The organism is Paracoccus alkenifer (assembly GCF_900108405.1).
GTDB lineage: Bacteria > Pseudomonadota > Alphaproteobacteria > Rhodobacterales > Rhodobacteraceae > Paracoccus > Paracoccus alkenifer.
This window is the reverse complement of sequence record NZ_FNXG01000004.1, coordinates 91,759-109,869: the sequence shown is the minus strand read 5'-3', so window position 1 is coordinate 109,869 and position 18,111 is coordinate 91,759. Positions and strand designations below refer to the sequence as shown.

Here is an 18,111-nt window from a genome sequence, read left to right as displayed (position 1 = left end):
AGGGACGGATCAGGATGACACCACCCGGACATTGCCGCCTGATCCTGACCCGCCACGCCAAGTCGGATTGGGACGATCCTTCGGTTTCCGACCATGACCGCCCGCTGAACGCACGCGGCCGGCGTTCGGCGCGGGCGTTGGGCGACTGGCTGGCCGGCCGCGGCTATGACCCCGAAGAGGTGCTGTGCTCGTCCTCTCGCCGCACGGCCGAGACCTGGGACTGCGCGGCCGAGGCGGTGTTCGAGACGCTGCCGGTCCTGCGGATCGAGCCTGCCCTGTATCACGCCGATCCTGAAACGATGCTGCGGGTCTTGCGCACGGCGACGGCGCCCACGGTGATGATGATCGGCCACAACCCCGGCATTGCCGCCTTTGCCGCCATGCTGCCGTCGCGGGTGCCGATGGATCCGCAGTTCCGCAGCTATCCGACGGCGGCGACGCTCGTGCTGGATTTCCAGACTGCCAACTGGGCCGAGGTCGGCCCCGGGCTTGGCAGCGTCAGGGATTTCGTGCGGCTGGACGGATGATGCGGCCTGCGCGCCGGTCGCGCCGCTTGTGACCGTGCGACCGCAATGCAGGGGAAATCGGGGCTGATGACACGGGTTTGAGTTGATCTGCACCGCGTCCGGGCTATCTGCTGACAGCAGATCTTCGAGCAATTGCGCCGCAAGAGCCGGAAGGGCCAAGGCAGAAAGGAAAAATCCATGTCCGCGAACCCCTCGTCCGCCTTCAGCCGGCGCCGCTTTCTTGCAGCATCGGCCGCGCTGGGTGCGGCGGGATTGGCCGGCCCCGTTGCCGCTCAGGGCGTCGATCCCTGGACGGGCCAGATGCTGCGGCGAATCCTGCCGGTCGCGCCGGGGGCCGCGCCGGATGCGGGCGTGGTCCAGGTCGATGCGACACAAGACAACCGCCGCAACGTGTCCAGCTTTCGGATGCACGACTGGCGCCCCTATTTCACCACGCTGAAGAACGGCGCGATCCTGGTCGACCTGACCTCTCGGGCGCTCAGCTTCTGGTCCGAGGACGGCAGCGATTTCCGCCTGTTCCCGACGTCGGTCCCGGTCAGCCCCGACCTGACCCGCACCGGCCGGACCGAGATCATCCGAAAGGTCGAGGGCCCCAGCTGGGCGCCGACCCCCGAGATGAAAAAGCGCAACCCCGAATGGCCCGATTTCGTGCCGCCCGGGCCGGACAATCCCATGGGCACGCACGCCCTGTGGTTGAGCTGGCAGTATTACCGCATCCACGGCACGCATGATACGCGCAAGATCGGCCGGAAATCCTCGAACGGCTGTATCGGGCTGTATAACGAACATATCGTGCAGCTTTATAACTTGACCAAAGTGGGGACGCAGGTGCTGATCATGTAGGCGGTTCGGGCGGCGCGTCGTCCGGGCGGGCGCCTGGATGCGGCAGCACGGCCGCGCCGGGCAGGTGTTCGATCAATACTGCCGAGCGGTCGTCGGCCTTGTCGCCGCTGGCAAAGCTTGACACTGACCAGGACATCGATTCCAGCAGCGCATGGCCCGACAGCGGCGCATTCAGTTGCAAAATCGCCCGCAGCCCCTCGGACCCCAGCATGTCCCCCCTTGGGCCCACCGCCTCGGTGATGCCGTCCGATACGATCAGCATCCGGTCGCCGGGGTCCAGCGCGATCTCAAGCTCGTCATAGCGGGCGTCTGCGACCACCCCCACGGGCAATCCGCCATGGCCGACCTGTTCGACGCGGCCATCCGCACGCTGGATCACCGGGTGGGGATGGCCCGCCTGCACCAGACGCACCTGCCCGCGCGCCAGATCCAGCCGGGCATAGACCATCGTCAGATAGGCGTCCGTCTGCGGGCCATCCAGCATCATGTCGTTCAGCGCCGTCACCAGCCCCGAAACCGAGGCCCGCAGGTCATGGGCCATCGTTTCGATCTGCGCGGACAATCGCGCCGTCAGCAGTGCCGCCGCAACGCCCTGTCCCGACACATCAACCGCGTGAATTCCGACGGTATCGTCTGCAAGCCGATGAAATCCGACGAAATCCCCGCCAATCATCCCGGCCGGGCGCATCAGCAGCGTAATCCTGAACGGACCGAAACGCTGCTGGTGTTCACGCAGCATCGCTTGCTGGAACCGCCGGGCCGCGCGAAGGTCGGCATTCATCTGTTCCTGCGTCTGGCTCAGCCGTTCCAGCGCGGTTTGCAGTTCGTGATTCGCGGCGGCAAGGTTGTCTTGCATATCCAGAACCCGCTCGGCCGCGGCGATTCGCGCCAGAAGCTCTGCCCCCGCGACGGGCCGGACCACCAGCTCATCGGCGCCGGCTTGCAGGGCACCGGCAACGTCCACGCGGCGCCTGTCGGGGCTGAGCAGGATGAAATACCCATAGCCTTGCCGCCGCAATGCCCGGTGCGCCCGGCACAGATCCAGCCCCGACAGCCGTTCGAGCGTGAAATCAGCCAGGATCAGGTCGGGTTCCCGTTCGCGGCAAATTTCCAGCGCGACGGTTCCATCGGCGACCTCAAGCACCAGATACCCTGCCTGCGTCAGCTCGCGCGACAGCGCCCGGCGCCGCTTGTGATCGCCGTCGGCCAGCAGCACCAGCCGCCGGCGCGAATCGCGGCCGGAGTTGCGCAAAGTGACGGAAGTGGCCCGATTCGGCAGTCTCATGCGCCGACATTAGCGTGCGATCCTGAACAGCCGGTTAACGCGGCTGTTTATATTTTATCAACGATTACATGGCTATCCATGGGTAAGGATAGGAGTCGCGCCATGATTCGCATGCATTGCGGGGTTGGTCCACGGGGTGGGATCAGATCAGGAATTCCGACAGAACCGGATCGCCGGTGATGTCGCGCCAGTCGAATCCCGCCGCTGCCAGCCGTTCGGACAGCGCCTCAAGATTGGCAGGGCTGCTGGTCTCGATCCCGATCAGCACCGAACCAAAGTTGCGCGCCGATTTCTTGAGATATTCGAACCGCGCCACGTCGTCCTCGGGGCCCAGCAGGTTCAGGAACTCGCGCAACGCCCCCGGCCGCTGCGGCAGGCGCAGGATGAAGTATTTCTTGAGCCCGGCCCAACGCTGCGCCCGCTCGCGCACCTCGGGCAGCCGCTCAAAGTCGAAATTCCCGCCCGAGCAGATGCACACGACCCGCTTGCCCTCAAGCCCGCCCTCGGCGTCCAGGTCGCGCAGCGCATCGACGGCCAGCGCGCCCGCCGGCTCAAGCACGATGCCTTCGATGTTGAGCAACTCGATCATGGTCGCACAGACCCGGTCCTCGGGGGCGACAATGACGTCGCTGGGCGAAAAACGTGACAATTGTTCGAAAGGGAGATCGCCGATTCGGGCCACTGCGGCGCCGTCCACAAAGTTGTCGACAGCCGGCAGCTTGACGGGATGCCCGGCCCCAAGCGCCTCGCGCAGGCTGGCGCCGCCGCGGGGTTCGACGAACACAAACCGCGTCTCGGGATACGACGCCCGCAGCAGCGAGGTCACCCCGGCCGCCAGCCCGCCGCCGCCCACCGGCAGCACGATGATGTCGGGGATACCCTCGATCTGCTCAAGAATCTCGGCGGCGACCGTCGCCTGGCCCTCGATCACATGAGCATTGTCGAACGGCGACAGAAAGGTTGCGCCATGCGCCGCAGTGAAATCTTGCGCGGCCTTGAGGGTCTGGTCGAAATAATCCCCGGTCAGCACGATCTCGACCGCGCCGCCGCCGAACACCCTCGTCTTGTCGATCTTTTGCCGCGGGGTCGTCACGGGCATGAAAATGGTGCCCTCGGCCCCGAAATGGCGGCAGGCAAAGGCCACGCCCTGCGCGTGATTCCCTGCGCTGGCGCAGACGAAATGCGCCCCCGGGGCCGCCCCCGCCCGGCGCATCGCGTTGAAGGCGCCGCGCAGCTTGTAGCTGCGCACCGGCGTCAGATCCTCGCGTTTCAGAAAGATTTCGGCCCCGTAACGGGCGGAAAGAAAGTCGTTGCGTTGCAGCGGCGTCGGCTCGAACAGCGCGCGCAGCGCTGCACTGGCCTGTTGGACAGGGGTGTTCGGTTCGCTCATGTGGCAGGAATAGGGCCGCCTGTCCCGGATTGCCAGCGCCGCGACACGCTTGGCTTCCCCTTGCCGGACCCTGAAAAACCCCATATCCGCAGGGAAAATCTGGACTGAAAGGGCCCGCTGATGACCGAAGCGCCGAAAAAAGTGGTTCTTGCCTATTCGGGTGGGCTGGATACCTCGATCATCCTGAAGTGGTTGCAGACCGAATACGGCTGCGAGGTGATCACCTTTACCGCCGATCTGGGCCAGGGCGAAGAGCTGGAGCCCGCGCGCGCCAAGGCCGAAATGCTGGGGATCCCGGCCGAGAACATCCATATCGAGGATCTGCGCGAAGAATTCGTGCGCGACTATGTGTTCCCGATGTTCCGCGCCAATGCGCTGTATGAGGGGCAGTATCTGCTGGGCACCTCGATCGCGCGGCCGCTGATTTCCAAGCGGCTGGTGGAGCTGGCGCAGGCGCATGGCGCCGATGCCGTGGCCCACGGCGCGACCGGCAAGGGCAACGACCAGGTCCGGTTCGAGCTGTCGGCCTATGCGCTGGACCCCTCGATCAAGGTGATCGCGCCCTGGCGGGAATGGGATCTGACCTCGCGCACGCGGCTGATCGAATTTGCCGAGCAGAACCAGATTCCGATCGCCAAGGACAAGCGCGGCGAGGCTCCGTTCAGCGTTGACGCGAACCTGCTGCACACCTCGTCCGAGGGCAAGGCGCTGGAAAATCCCGCCGAGGAAGCGCCCGAATACGTCTATCAGCGCACCGTGAATCCCGAGGATGCGCCCGACACCCCCGAACATATCGAGGTCAGCTTTGAGCGCGGCGATGCCGTCGCGATCAACGGCCAGCCGATGTCGCCGGCCACGATCCTGACCGCGCTGAACGAATACGGCCGCAAGCACGGCATCGGGCGGCTGGATTTCGTGGAAAACCGCTTTGTCGGCATGAAGTCGCGCGGCATCTACGAAACCCCCGGCGGCACAATCCTGCTCGAGGCGCATCGCGGCATCGAGCAGATCACCCTCGATTCCGGCTCGGGGCATCTCAAGGACAGCCTGATGCCGCGCTATGCCGAGCTGATCTACAACGGCTTCTGGTTCAGCCCGGAACGCGAGATGTTGCAGGCGCTGATCGACAAGTCGCAGGAATATGTCTCGGGCACGGTGCGGCTCAAGCTCTACAAGGGTTCGGTCAGCTGCGTCGGGCGCTGGTCCGAGATGAGCCTGTATTCCGAGGCGCATGTGACCTTCGAGGACGACGCCGGCGCTTACGACCAGAAGGACGCGGCCGGGTTCATCCGCCTGAATGCGCTGCGGCTGAAGCTGATCGGCAACCGCAACGCCCGCGTAAAGTAAACCAACGCGGCGCGGCCCGACCCTGCGCCGGGCCCGCGCCGATATATTCCGCCCCGGCCCGAGGGTCGGGCCGGGCACGACCCGCCGCGCCCGCTGCCGTCGGCGCCGCCGAAGCTGCGGAACGACTTGCAGGGGGGCGTGGTTTCGCTTATCTGTCCCTGACCTCAAGGCGGCGGGTTGGCGGAGAGGTTACGCAGCGGATTGCAAATCCGTGAAGACCGGTTCGATTCCGGTACCCGCCTCCAAGCCTTTTCAGGCAGTTAGATGAAACTTCCCCTTTGGCTGTTCGCATGATGTAGCCATCTTGTAGCCACGCTGGTTAAAAACTACGCGGCGTCATGAGGGTTGGTTCGGGTCGCCCGAGTGCCTGCTTCCTGTGGCCAAGGCGCGGCAGGGTGCAAGCGCCCTTGAAACTCGGCAAGGTTTTCGTATATACAATAACCTATGATCGTGTGGGATGAACCGAAGCGCCAGAGCAACCTTGCCAAGCACGGCTTGGATTTTGCCGATCTGGATGAAGCGTTCTTTCTGGCCGCGCTTGTCGTCCCCGCGAAGAACGGGCGGCACATGGCGATTGGACGGCTGGCAGATGGAACCGTCGCAGTCGTGTTCGCCCTGCTTGGAACCGAAGGTGTATCGGTCATTTCGATGCGCCCGGCCAGCCAGAAGGAAAGGGGTCTGTTATGAGCAAGAAACACCCGACCGAAGAACAGATTCAACGGATGATCGCCAGCGACCCGGACGCGCCCGAAGCCACCGACGAACAACTTGCGCAGGCACGTCCCTTCACCGAAGCATTCCCCGCCCTCGCAGACGCGATGCGGCGGAATATGGGCGGGCGTCCCCGTGCGAAGAATCCGAAGGTGGCCGTCTCGCTGCGGCTCGATCCTGACGTTCTGGAACGCTTTAAGGCGACCGGGCCGGGCTGGCAGTCGCGCATGAACGCGGCGCTGCGAGAAGCGAAGATTTAAGCCGCAGCGCGCTTCGAGGGACTGCCCGACCGCCTGCCGCTGCGGGCATAGGGGTCCAGAACCTCCAGCTTCCCGGCCCGGTGGCGTTCGCGGATAAGATGCCCGTCCAGGCCAGCCAGCGCCGCGACCATCAGCATATCCGGGCCACGGTCAAACCAAGCCGCTGCGGCCCGCTGCGCAGGTCCGGGCTTTCCCTGTAGATCGAGGAGCATGGTGGACAACACGGCCAGCCAAAGGTCACGGCAAGCGCGGGCGTCTATATGATCGAGACGGGGCGGCGCGCTCAATGAATCCTTCCATGCCCGATCCGGTGACGGGCTGCGGCTGCGCGAATACCGTCCCAGCGCGCCGGGTCTGCGGCATAGGCGCGCTTGGCGAAGGCGGTGATTGCCGGGTCGATGCGCAGGCCGCAGGCGGTTGCAATCATGGTTCTCAAGGCTGAATCAGGATTGCCGTAAAACGGTTTCATCACGGTCATGCAGGACGGCAGCTTGCCATCGCGCATTAGGTAAACTTCCGCAATCGCAGCCGTGACCGTGTAAAGGTCGCGCGGCCCGACATGCAGGACGAACGCCACGCCACGCTTCCGGGGATGCTGTTCGCGAGTGATAAACGCAGGGCCGACCTGCCATTCATCGGCTGCGATGAAATCCACCCTCGGAATGCCGTGCCACTCATCATCAAGAATCGCACGACCTGTGGCAATGGAATTGCACGTCTCAACAGTTCGCGCTTCTAGGTCGATCAAGGCTTTTAGTGGCATAAACACAAACCGGCTGACAATCATTTCGCAACCCCTTCCCGTAGCCTCTCGAATAACTGGCGAAGTTCCATCTGCTTTCTGCCGGATTCAATTTCGACGCGATAGGCGTCCTGCATGACCGTTAACAGGTCATTCTTGGAATCTATTTTCAAGGGTTCCCGAGGCAAACCCGGTAGCGGATAGCAATCGTTCACCAGGTCATGGTATTTCCGCTCGGGCGATGCGGTTCTAATATAATTCTCACAGAGGGCGCGCACCTTCGGTGACAGGCCAGCAAGTCTGTCCCCATTCTTCGGCATAATTTCTCTGACGCGCTGTGTAATTTTCGAAACATACCGAATCTTGCGCGCCAGTGTCAAAGCGACGTTCCCTTGAGCAGCCGGGTCAATTCGTCCAGCCGCTCTTCGAGTTGTGCTATCCGTTCGATTCCGGCCAACCGAGAAACAGCCAAGGCCACGTCCTTCGCCTCATCCACGGTTAGGGCACCATCCTGCAAATCCTGTCCGATTGCCTCGGGCGTGACGCCCGATAATTCAACAAATCGGGCGCTTTTTCCTACGATCCGTTCCAGCACCCAACGGGCTGCATCGCCATCCCCGGCAGCGATTCGATTTCTTAGAACCGCAACCGCATCATCCTTCATTGAAACGATTTCTTGCAATGTGGCTTGTGAAAATTTTGTTCTTGCGCCGCGAGGTTTCCCGGGATTTCCCGGCTGAAATCGGCCCGTCTTCGGGTTATTGTAAGCCACCGAATCTGTTAGGTTATTTTCGGCTTTATCGTTCATCTTCATACTACCTCCACGGTCCACCCGTGGCGCCTTGCCCATGCAACCACGCTTGCAGTGTCATAGAGACGGGCTTTCGGTTTTGGAAATCCTTTCTCATTGGACAACCACACGCGATATTGCGGGCTATAACCAAACGCAGCACGGATTTCCTTCATCGTGAGATATGGTTTCGCAGACAGCACGGCGCGCATCGGTGTTTACCTTTCATCACGGTTAGGACGGGGCTGCAAAACCCCGTCCAGATTTTCGATCACACCGGCAGCCCGGCAATCTCCGTTGCGCTCTTGTTACTGACCAGCATCAAGGCTCGAACCAACGCCTGAAAATAATCTTCGGCCAGGTCCAGAAGATCGGATTCGACCTCCCATGCCCGGACTGCCTGTTCGGCGGTCTTGAATGCTGCGGCGTGGTCGGTGCCCGCGCCGGTCAAGTATTCTGTGGTCGAAGGAATGACATGCGAAGAATCGAGACCGGCAATTTTCACATGATTCAGGATCATGAATCGCGTCTCGACCTGATTCCACAGTTCATTCGACAATCCGCTGAAATCCTGTCCTGATTCAATCAGTGCCGAAAGCAGCAGCCAGTCGCCGTCGATAGCCAGTTTCAGCCGTTGCGGGGAATCATGACCGGCCCAGAACCGCCGCAGGTCGCTGCGCAGCGATGCGTTGACCTCTCGGTTGAAATCCAACGTCCGGGCTTTCCGCAGTTGGTGGTTGCTGCGGATTTCACGAACGCCTGCGATTGCAGCCAGCAGCGCGGGCCGGATTCGGGCCAGTTCCGTAGAAACCTCGCGTTCAAGAGCCGGGCCGGTATAGCCGTCCAGATTGCGCGCTGCCAAGCGTTCGAGCGAGGCCGCAACGATTCCGTCAAGCGGTTTGATGATCGGCCCGAATTTCGGATGCTGCGAAAGCGCCGTGCCTGCGAGAAACGATGCGCTGCGCGAACCAACGTTCACGGTGGCAACCGTCCCCCTGTCGATACTGGACAGGCGGAAATGAATTCGATCATCGGGGGCGGGCTGAATGTCTTCTGGCATGGGGCTTTCCTTTATCCGGGGGTTCAACTGCCTTTACGATACTCGCGCCCGACGCCGCCCTGCTAGGCGCTCCATACCGAAGAAAAGGGGTCAAAATCCGACCACATGGCTACGCCTTGGCTACAGGGGCCGCGCGGGAAGCCTCTCGCCCGAATCTATTCCATGTTTTTCACGCATATCTGAAAATTGGCGCAACGGATCATCTGTCCGCTGCGCGCTAAATCACGACAACGAACCGACTGAAAACCTCGCAAAAGCGATGGGGGTCCGTGTGGGGTGCGCGACCAGCAAGCCGCCCGTCTTCACATCCCTGCGCGCCCTGTGCGGGCCGCTGGCGGCATCTCGGCTGTTCGGGTGCCTCGGGTGTCGGATGGCGCGGGTTGCCCGTCCCGCGCGCTGTGCGGGCCGTGTGGCGGCGCTGACCGGCTGGTGCTGATCGTCGGGACGGTGCCGGGATGCTTCGGACTGCCGGGCGGGACGTGTGCAGCCTTGGCGGGGTTCTCTGGTGGCGTCCGGGCGGATCGGGCTGCATCGGGTCGTGTTCGGCGCGGGTTGCCGTCCTTCCGCCTCGGGCAGTTCGTGGGGACGCTGGCCGGCTGGCGCCTCGGTTCTGGTCGTGCCGATCATCAGGACGGTGGAAATTTTCTAGAATTTTTCAACACGGATCGGTTCTGGTTTTCTGGATTTTTTCACTACAATCAACGACTTAACAAACCAGAAAAATCCAGAAAACCAGAACCTAGTTTTGAAAATAAAAAACGGGCCAGCGTGGCCCGTCCTTTCGTCGAAATTTTCAAGATTCTAGCCCATGTAACCCTGATCGGCTGCATAGTGCTGCATCGACCGCCGCTCACCGATGCGGAACAGTTCAGGCGCAATGCTGCCTTCTTGGAAGATTTTTGTCGGGTGCCGACCGACATAATGCGCCCCTAGTTCCTCGGTGATGATCTTGCGAAGCTGCTGCGAGGTTGTTTCCCGTTTCAGCTTGTCGCGAGCAAGGTTTCGGTTGATCCATCCACCCCGGAAGCCCGGTTCCTCGGCCTCTATCGCGTCCATGATCCGAGAGGCAATCGGCCCCAGGCTCACGCTCACAGCCTCGGCTTGGCTGGTCGTGTGGCGGCGCTGACCGGCTGGTGCTGATCGTCGGGACGGTGCCGGGATACTTCGGACTGCTCGGTTCCCGACATGGGGATGCTGGCCGGCTGGTCGGGCTGGTGCGGATCGTCGGGACTGATACCGGGGTGCCCCGGGGTGCCGGGCGGAACGTGTGCAGCCTTGGCGGGGTTCGTGCGTCCTGTGCGCGCTGTATGGGGACGCTGGCCGGCTGGTGCCTCGGTGCTGGTCGTGCCGATCATGGGGACGGTGGTAAATCTTGGAGTTTTGGACTGTGAAAATTTCCTGTCCTGCTTGTCCCGCTAGCCCCCCTTTCAGTGGGACAAGATAAATTACATAAATTCAGTGTGTTGCCCTAGTGTCCCACTATGTCCTACTAGAATCCATAAGAGTATAGAAACGCTATTGGCTAATAATATGTAATAAGAGGTAATAGCTTTTGCGTGGCTTCATAGGAGTCTACCAGACAGGGGTGGACAAGTAGGACAAATGGCGTCCAAACCATGAAAAATCCCGCCGAAGCGGGAAATTTTCTATTTTTTTCGATAAATCCACGGGCGTCCCAGTCCCGATGATCGCGCCTTGCGATAATTTTCCTTGCGCAAAATATCCACGATCCGTCTTGTGGTTCGGCTGTCCGACATGCTCGGGCTGGTTATCTGCAAGCCCTGTTCCATGATCGCTTGCATGGTCACTTCACCCCCGAACATTTCCAGCCGCGCCACGCAGTTCATGACGGCATCGTGCCACACGTCGCGCTCCTGTCGGTCATCCGTCTCGCCTTGAGCCAGGGCGATTTCGGCGTTGCCCTCAAGCCACCAGCGTTCCCCCGCCCGGTAGCGGGCGACCGCCTCCGCGAATAGCTGTTCGCGGTCCCGGCGCAGCCCGTCCAGGTCAATCTGCCCGCAGGCAATCGGCCAGAACCGCCGCGCCCCGGTCGGGTCTTTAAGGTAGGTGTCACTGTTCGTCGTGCCCGCGAACACCACCGTTCGCGGCTGTTCGACCACGTTGCGACCGTAGGCAGGTCGGTATTTATCTATTTTGGCAGCAATGAATCGCTTTACGTCCTCGACTTCGCTTTTACGAAGCGCCGCCAATTCCCCGACCTCGACCAACCACATTCCTTGCAGGTGTTGCATCGCGTCTTTGCCGTGAACATCGGGCATGGTATCAGAAAAGTATTCGTCACCAGCAAGGATATTCAGCGCCGTTGATTTTTTTGCGCCTTGCTCACCTTCGAGAATGGGCATTTCATCGCGCTTGCATCCGGGACCAATTGCACGGGCAACCATGCCGATCAGAAATTTTGCACCGACTATTCGCGCGAATTCTGCGTTCTCCGCCTTGAAGTAATGCGTAAACAGTTCGTCAAGCCGCAAGAAGCCATCCCATTGCAGGCTGTTTAGATATTCGACAACAGGGTTGAATCGATTCCGGTCGGCATACATTCTCAAACCGCTTAGAACATGGTTCATCGCAATCGTCGCCATGCCTGGGCCTTGCTGCATATATGCTTGCAAGAAATCGTCATCTGCATCCGTCCAATTGCGCGGATACTTCCTTGCCGGTTCGATTTTCCACGGCAGCGGCGCGCGGGCAGCAATCTTACCTTTGAAATCATTCCATCCGATAGGCAGGTTGGAATATCGCATTACGCGATAAACTTCTGACGATATTTTCTTGCCGTGTGTGTTTCCCGCAGAGTGGTCCAGAAAGTCCGGGGCCGTCTCTATTTGCGGCACGCCAGCGCCCACCGGGATCGCGACAGCCGACATGCCGCTGAACGCTGCATAAGGGTCGAACCGCCGCAGTTCGGCTTCCAGATACGCGCGCGCATCAGTCGGGACCGCGCGCAAGATCGTCGGAATGCCCGTGCTGGTCCCTTGCTTCTCGGCATTGATCCACACGCCCCGGTTATCGTCCGGGTCGTTTCCGCGCTTGCTGGGGTTTTCGGTCCATTGGCGATTGAATCGGGCGCACCATGCGGCCAGCATCTGCCAGATTTCTTCGCGATAGCAGACCGACCAGCCAGCTTGCATGACCGCCCAATAAACCCGCGTCCATTCGTCCCGCCCCAGGTCGTTCGGGTCGATGGCATCCAGCGCCGCTTGCAGCCATTCCCGCGACGGCGCTTGCATTAGCGTCCCGAGGGGATGCCGGGTGCCGGGTGCCGCCTCCTGTAGCACCTGAACGCCCTGCAAGGCCGCTGCCAGCGCCTCGGGCGTGGTATCCTGCCCGCCCGTGACGGGTTCCCAGCGCACAAGGAACGGCGCGCCCTTCTGGTGCAGGAAGCCCGGCAGGCGCATGATGCGCGCGGGGTTGCTCACCGATGCGTCACCGCCATACTGAATCGCCAGCTTCTGCTGATGAACGCGAAAATGCGCCGGGTCCGCATGATGCGGAAAGCGGAAATAAAGATGATGCTTCCCCGGACTCGACCCCACCCATACCGCCGGGCGCATTTCTGAAATCATACGGCTTGCGGAATCGGTTGCGGTGTCAGGGTTGTCCAGGTCAGCGAAGTTGGCGCGAATGCGAATGACGTTGGAATCGGACGTGCCGCCGGTTCCGTCCAGTTCGTTCACGAAGAAAAAGACAGCATAGCCTTCGCAGTTGTGAAGCGAGATATTCCACCAATCCGCGTCGGTCGGGTTATGAAAGGTGAGAACGGTTTGCCAACCGTCAGGCACAGGGGTTTCGCCCTTCTGCCAGATCAAGCGAATCGAAACCGATGCGTCAGGGCCAAGCAACGCGGCAAGAAACTGCTTCGCGGTCGCAATATCAGGCGTGACGATTTGGCCGGTGGAAACCGGCAAGACATGCGTATTCATTTGGGGAATCCCCTGTTTCATCTGTTAGCGGGAAAGAGGCGTGAACCTCTTATTGATGCGGGGCGTTTGTGCCATCCGGTCACGTCGCGCAATCCTGCCATCGTCCGACTCGCAGGGAATACCTGTTGCAGTGGCGGGGTGGTGGGCAGCAGACCCCGAAGGGAAAGTCACGCCTGCCTCACCGATTCCGCTAACTGACGCACAGGTCCGGGACATAGTGCCCAATTCGGCACGGGCCGTCAATCGCCCGTAACGAGGCTTTCGTTCACATAGGCAATCAGGTCGGTTGCTCGATAGCGCACATGCCGCCCCATCTTCACATAAGGAATCTTCTTCTCGCACCAGCGGTCACGCTCAAGTTTCTGCGGGCTGCACCCGAGATATTCGGCGGCTTGCTCCGGCTTCAAAAGCGCGGGCAGGGGAATCATCTGTTGCATGGTTTCGTTTCCTTTCCGGTCGGGTATGGTTGATACATGCAACATAGGGCTTGTGCGGGATTGGCGGCTAGCCGCTCTGTGCCGAAGAAAAGGGGTCAAAATCCGGCCGCATGGCTACGCTGTGACTACATGGCAAAGCCCGAACCGCCGTAAAGTTATCCGGGCTGTTGATTTTTCTGTAATTTCTTAGAAATTATCGACGGATTATATATCCGTTGCGGCTTCTGCGCGCTGAATCGCGGCCTCGCGTTCCCGCACGACTTTCCGCTTGTGCCGACATGCTATCTTGCGCTTTCTCTTACGTCTGCACTCTCGCTCCTTCCATTCTTCATGCGCTTGCCGGATCGCCGCTTCACGCCCCGCCATCATCGAAAGGTAGTTTTCAACTGTGCGAGACGTGATACCAAATTTTGCTGCGATCATCGTTACGATTCCCACATATCCGGCCCATCTTTCGGCCCGTGCGCGATATTCAGCCGGATTGAACGCACTTGTATGCTTCGGTTTCCGCGCGTTCGGGCGACCTAGGCGGGATTTCAGATATTCAACAGTTTTGGCTATGTCGGGTTGCCGCCGTGCCGCTTTATGTTTGCGCACATGATAATACTGCACCACCGCAACAACCTGTGGATGTCCTGCCCCTATCGGTGGCCTTGCCGTTCCGCGCCGCAATTCGCCCGTGACCAGATCGGCCAGCAACACCCGTTCACCCGGCCCGACCTGCGAAGGCGCGCCGTGCCGGATGCGCTCGACTTCGGCGCGCAGCACGTCCGCTAGCGGTCCCCCCGTGGTCGCAGGGTCCGCACCCTTCCCCGCTCGCCACGCCGCCCCTGCGCGCCGCACCGCATGGGCCAGGATCGATTCCCCGGCGGGCTGGCGCACCTTGCGCAGTTTCCCGGCCACAAGCTGCGCCAGCAATTCCAGCCCATCCGCATCAAGCGCCCTGTCGCTGTGCAGGATCAAGGCAAGGGGCGCGGCCTCTGTCTCGGGGTCAACTTTCGACACTGTGCGCAAGCCGGTTGCCGCCTGCCGAACCGCGTGAGCGAATGCAGTGTCGTAAGGCGCGCTCATGCTGCCCGTCCCCCCGCGCCTTCGGCTGCTTCGCGCAGCATGTAATCTTCGATCCTTTGCATGGGTTCGCGCAGGTCTTTAACCTCAACGGAAACGTAACCGGCTGTTGTATCAGCGATCTCGACGCTTTCGTTTTCCGCAGCCTCACCGTCCACGACGCGAATATGATTTAGCAAGCCTTTCAGCTTTATTTCTGAAATGTCCAAGCGCGCCACGACAGTTGCGAACGTCCGCCGCAGGTCGTGCGGGGTGGCATGAATGCCTGTCAAATCCCTGATGCGGTCATAACCGCCCCGCAGGTTCACAGGAACGCGCCCAGCTTCATCGCTGAAAACCACGTCCGAAACGGAAGCCGCTTTGCGATTTTGCATCATCGCGACCAGCCATTCGCCCATCGGCAACATATGGTCGCTGCGGTTCTTCGTGTCGCGGAAGGTGACCTTCCGGCTTTCAAAGTCCACATCGGCCCATGTCAACGGCGCATAGCCATCTATGGCGCTGCCCATGACCTCGGACACCCGCGCCCCGGTCAGCAGCAGGAACAGCAACGCATCCCGATAGACGCTGCCAAACTCGCGCCCGTCAAGGCCGGTTTTGACTGCTTCCACCCATTCAGGGATTCGCCCGTCCGATATGTTGCGGGTTTTTCGCCGTGGCGTGGTCGGGACAAGGTTGCCAACATGCCCGATGACCTTAGGTCGAATGATAGGCGTGTCGTCATCACTGGATTTATTCACATGGTTCATGGCTGCGCGCAGATACCGCATTGCCAGTTCCGCCTGCGCACTATGGCCGGTCGCCGCCTTGCCTGCCTTGACGCGCGCAGCATCGGCACCGGCCACAATCTCCCTATACCGTTGCCGCACCATGTCCCCGGTGATTTCCGTAACGGGCTTGTCCAGCCAATCCTTGAACCGTTCCGAAGCGGCATGAATATCGCGGATCGTGCGGGGCTTCTTGGGTCGCCCCTTGCCTGCACCCTTCTGCTTGTCTGCGTCGGCGTATCGCTTGAAAGCATCCCGCAGGGTGATCATGGCTTCGGCCTGCCGCGCCGCTTCGGCGGCTGCTTTGCGCGCCTCTGCAACGGGATCGATTCCATTAGTGAAATCACTATCAAGATCGCTGGCCTTCCTCATCGCAACCTTGAGAAACCGGGCGTCAATCTCGCTTGGTAGCTTGCAGACCGTGACCCGGCGCTTCGTCCCGGCAACCCGCTTTTCAAAGATGAAGGATCGGGCGCTTGGCGTCATCCTGATACCGAAGCCACTCCTTTCCTTGAACCAGTAAATTTTCTGCCCGCTCTCCGGGTGCGGCAGATCGTCAATAGCCCCCTTGGTGTATGGCACCTTCATCGCATCCCCCAACTTGTAGCCACCTTGTAGCCGCGCTGGTTAAAACATGTGGCCAGTCACTACGGATTGTTAGGGGTTCAATGCCATGAATACAAGATATTTTATTGGCTACAGTGTTTAGATAGGAGTTCTGATGGATCGTCAACAGCGGATTGCAAATCCGCGAAGACCGGTTCGATTCCGGTACCCGCCTCCATATTCCGGCTGAAAAACCGCCGGATCCGGCAGCCCGTTTCGTATCAGCTTTCCTTTTGCGAGGGCCTCGGTTCGATTGCGATCCGGTCCGCGCCGTCATTGTCGGCTTTGCCGGTGCGGTCGGGGCGGCGGTGCGTGTCAGGGGTCTCGCGCGCCGTCGTTGTGGTCGGTGGCGTGGCCAGTCAGCCGGGGTGCGGTCGGCCCGTCGCAGAGCAGGGTCGTAAAGTTCCGCCGGCATGGTTTTTTGACGCCTGTGCATGTCCGGTCCCTGTGTCGCGCGAACGAAAAGACCCCGGGTGGTATCCGCCCGGGGTTCTGGTGTTGTCGGCAAAGGGTTCAGCGGCCGCGCAGCTGGCCCAGCAGGATCGAGGTGGCGTAGCCGTCGGGCGGCGTGCCGATCGAGCGTTGAAAGGCCGAGATCGCCTCCATCGTGCCGGTGCCGATCTTGCCGTCGATCTCGTCGCGGTAAAAGCCGCGGGCGGCCAGCAGGCGCTGGATCTCGACGCGCTCGGCCTGGGTCAGCGGCCGGTCGGAACGCGGCCAGCCGGCCTTGACGCCGGGGCGTCCTGCGATGGCTTCGGCCAGATAGCTGACCCCCAGCGCATAGCTGTCGGCGTTGTTGTAGCGCAGGATCGCGCGGAAGTTGTCGAGGATCAGGAACGACGGGCCGTTCGCCCCGGCCGGCCGGATGATCGAGCCGGTGCCCGCCGGCAGCGAGCCGCCGTTGATCGGGCGCACGCCCATTGCCGCCAGCTTTGCGGTGCTGGTCCGCGTGCCCTTGCCCACGGCGGTAAAGCCGGCGGGCAGCACGACCTCGGTCCCCCAGGGCTGGCCGCGCACCCAGCCGTTGCGGGCCAGATAGGCGGCGGTCGAGGCCAGCGAATCGGTGGGGTCGTCCGACCAGATGTCACGCCGCCCGTCGCCGGTGAAATCCACCGCATAGGACAGATACGAGGTCGGCATGAACTGCGTGTGGCCCATCGCCCCGGCCCAGGAACCCAGCATGTGCTGCGGGTCGGTGTCGCCGGCCTGAATGATCTTCATCGCCGCGATCAGCTGGTTCTGGAACATCTCGGACCGGCGGCCGTCATAGGCCAGCGTGGCCAGCGACGGGATGATCTGCATCCGCCCGCGGTTGGCGCCAAAGTTGGATTCCATTCCCCAGACCGCCAGCACGACTTCGCTGGGCACGCCATAGCGGGCCTCGATCGCGGCCAGGGTGCGGCCGTGGCGCGCGGCCATCTGCCGCCCGGTGCTGATGCGCTCGGGCGATACGGCGCTGTCGAGATACAGCCAGATCGGGCGCGAGAATTCCGATTGCTTCCGGTCGAGGCGGATCACCTCGGGGTTGTAGCGGGCAATCCGCATCGAGCGGTCGTAGGTCGCGGCCGAAACTCCGGCCGAGATCGCGCGCGGGCGGAAATCCTGCACCCAGCGCTGGAAACTGGCCGCGGTTCCCGCGTCGGCGGCCGGGATGGGCGCGGGGGTGACGGACGATCCGCCGCCGCTGCCGATGCCGATGGCCGGCCCCATGCCGATCCCCATCCCGCAAGAGCCCAGGATGGTGACCGCGGCTGCGGACAGGGCGAGCCTGCCGATGGAAGATCTCATGTCACTGCCTCGTTCTTTGTCGTTTTCGTTGGGTGGAGTCTATCCGTGGGCGCCCGAAACTGGCAACCCGTTCGCAGGGCAGGCCGGCCGATCCTTGCGCAGCGTGCGAGGGGAAGGGGCGCTGAAAAGAGGGGGCGCTGCCCCCGTCCCTTGCGGGACTCCCCCGGGATATTTATGCACAGAAGAAAGGGCGGCGCGGGTCAGCTGTCGGGGAACAGCGGTTCGATCTGCGCGACGATGACGCTGTTTTCGGTCAGGGCGCGGTCCATCAGGGCGCGTTCCTCGGGTGGGATCTCGCCCTCTTGCGCCAGCCGGTCGGCGAGCGTGCCGTAGCCCTGCACTTCGAGCGGGGCGAGTTCGGCCTGTTTGAGGATTGCGACGGTTTCGCGGACGGCCTCGTCCTGGTCCACGCCGGCGGCGTAGCAGACCAGTGCCGCGCCGGTCGCGCCGTCGGGCAGGCCGTCATCCGGTTTGCGGCCGACCTCGACCAGCAGCGTATAGACCTGTTGTGCCATCGCCGTCCCCCCTGTCACGTTTCGCCGCCGG

Annotated in this window: 18 protein-coding genes and 1 tRNA gene; 6 read left to right on the top strand and 13 right to left on the bottom strand. The window is 61.8% G+C overall.

Features of this window, described 5'->3' with window-relative positions:
* Positions 1 to 14: 14 nt before the first annotated feature.
* The gene (locus BLW83_RS10980; protein ID WP_090848276.1) at positions 15 to 527 is read left to right on the top strand and encodes a SixA phosphatase family protein; all 513 of its coding nucleotides are present in this window, start codon (positions 15 to 17) and stop codon (positions 525 to 527) included.
* A 177-nt stretch (positions 528 to 704) separates the two neighbouring features.
* Complete coding sequence (locus BLW83_RS10975; RefSeq protein ID WP_090848275.1) at positions 705 to 1,370, top strand: L,D-transpeptidase; 666 nt, start codon at positions 705 to 707, stop codon at positions 1,368 to 1,370.
* Here the strand turns inward: BLW83_RS10975 and BLW83_RS10970 are convergent.
* Together BLW83_RS10970 and ilvA are read right to left on the bottom strand one after the other, a co-directional pair.
* Positions 1,363 to 2,655, bottom strand: coding sequence for a PP2C family protein-serine/threonine phosphatase (locus BLW83_RS10970; RefSeq protein WP_090848274.1), 1,293 nt, complete (start codon positions 2,653 to 2,655; stop codon positions 1,363 to 1,365). The genes BLW83_RS10975 and BLW83_RS10970 overlap by 8 nt on opposite strands.
* A 142-nt stretch (positions 2,656 to 2,797) precedes the next feature.
* Positions 2,798 to 4,045 carry a threonine ammonia-lyase IlvA gene (ilvA, locus tag BLW83_RS10965; protein ID WP_090848273.1) on the bottom strand — a complete coding sequence of 416 codons (1,248 nt, stop codon included), beginning with the start codon at positions 4,043 to 4,045 and terminating at the stop codon, positions 2,798 to 2,800.
* A 120-nt stretch (positions 4,046 to 4,165) separates the two neighbouring features.
* Between ilvA and BLW83_RS10960 the strand changes: the two genes are divergently transcribed.
* From BLW83_RS10960 to BLW83_RS10945, 4 genes are all read left to right on the top strand, one after another.
* Complete coding sequence (locus tag BLW83_RS10960) at positions 4,166 to 5,392, top strand: argininosuccinate synthase (protein WP_090848272.1); 1,227 nt, start codon at positions 4,166 to 4,168, stop codon at positions 5,390 to 5,392.
* 171 nt (positions 5,393 to 5,563) lie between these two features.
* Positions 5,564 to 5,637: transfer RNA gene (locus BLW83_RS10955), tRNA-Cys, on the top strand.
* A gap of 199 nt (positions 5,638 to 5,836) precedes the next feature.
* Entirely contained in the window at positions 5,837 to 6,079 is a 243-nt protein-coding gene (locus BLW83_RS10950) for a BrnT family toxin (protein ID WP_090848271.1), read from the top strand.
* Positions 6,076 to 6,363, top strand: a complete 288-nt coding sequence (locus BLW83_RS10945; protein WP_090848270.1) for a BrnA antitoxin family protein — start codon at positions 6,076 to 6,078, stop codon at positions 6,361 to 6,363. Before BLW83_RS10950 ends, BLW83_RS10945 begins: the two co-directional genes overlap by 4 nt.
* Positions 6,364 to 6,646: 283 nt before the next feature.
* On the opposite strand, the gene BLW83_RS10940 is transcribed toward BLW83_RS10945, so the two are convergent.
* The 11 genes from BLW83_RS10940 to BLW83_RS10900 all read right to left on the bottom strand — a co-directional run bounded on the left by BLW83_RS10940 (position 6,647) and on the right by BLW83_RS10900 (position 18,080).
* A complete protein-coding gene (locus tag BLW83_RS10940; RefSeq protein ID WP_090848269.1) occupies positions 6,647 to 7,150 on the bottom strand; it encodes a hypothetical protein in 504 nt (167 codons plus the stop codon).
* A complete protein-coding gene (locus BLW83_RS15490; protein WP_143042828.1) occupies positions 7,147 to 7,485 on the bottom strand; it encodes a hypothetical protein in 339 nt (112 codons plus the stop codon). The genes BLW83_RS10940 and BLW83_RS15490 overlap by 4 nt, the downstream gene beginning before the upstream one ends.
* Complete coding sequence (locus BLW83_RS15485; RefSeq protein ID WP_143042827.1) at positions 7,482 to 7,913, bottom strand: hypothetical protein; 432 nt, start codon at positions 7,911 to 7,913, stop codon at positions 7,482 to 7,484. The genes BLW83_RS15490 and BLW83_RS15485 overlap by 4 nt, the downstream gene beginning before the upstream one ends.
* 253 nt (positions 7,914 to 8,166) lie before the next feature.
* Complete coding sequence (locus tag BLW83_RS10935; protein WP_090848268.1) at positions 8,167 to 8,955, bottom strand: hypothetical protein; 789 nt, start codon at positions 8,953 to 8,955, stop codon at positions 8,167 to 8,169.
* Between the two features lie 801 nt (positions 8,956 to 9,756).
* Positions 9,757 to 10,011: a hypothetical protein gene (locus BLW83_RS15740; protein ID WP_090848267.1), complete on the bottom strand. Its 255-nt coding sequence runs from the start codon at positions 10,009 to 10,011 to the stop codon at positions 9,757 to 9,759.
* Between the two features lie 590 nt (positions 10,012 to 10,601).
* Positions 10,602 to 12,899 carry a VapE domain-containing protein gene (locus BLW83_RS10925; protein WP_177172553.1) on the bottom strand — a complete coding sequence of 766 codons (2,298 nt, stop codon included), beginning with the start codon at positions 12,897 to 12,899 and terminating at the stop codon, positions 10,602 to 10,604.
* 239 nt (positions 12,900 to 13,138) lie between these two features.
* Entirely contained in the window at positions 13,139 to 13,336 is a 198-nt protein-coding gene (locus BLW83_RS10920; protein WP_218139122.1) for a helix-turn-helix domain-containing protein, read from the bottom strand.
* 204 nt (positions 13,337 to 13,540) lie between these two features.
* Positions 13,541 to 14,407: a hypothetical protein gene (locus tag BLW83_RS15475; protein WP_143042825.1), complete on the bottom strand. Its 867-nt coding sequence runs from the start codon at positions 14,405 to 14,407 to the stop codon at positions 13,541 to 13,543.
* Positions 14,404 to 15,759, bottom strand: a complete 1,356-nt coding sequence (locus BLW83_RS10910; protein ID WP_090848264.1) for a tyrosine-type recombinase/integrase — start codon at positions 15,757 to 15,759, stop codon at positions 14,404 to 14,406. Before BLW83_RS10910 ends, BLW83_RS15475 begins: the two co-directional genes overlap by 4 nt.
* A gap of 531 nt (positions 15,760 to 16,290) precedes the next feature.
* Entirely contained in the window at positions 16,291 to 17,565 is a 1,275-nt protein-coding gene (locus BLW83_RS10905) for a lytic murein transglycosylase (RefSeq protein ID WP_090848263.1), read from the bottom strand.
* Positions 17,566 to 17,765: 200 nt separating this feature from the next.
* On the bottom strand, positions 17,766 to 18,080 hold the full coding sequence (locus tag BLW83_RS10900) for a hypothetical protein (protein ID WP_090848262.1): 315 nt from the start codon (positions 18,078 to 18,080) through the stop codon (positions 17,766 to 17,768).
* Positions 18,081 to 18,111: the final 31 nt, after the last annotated feature.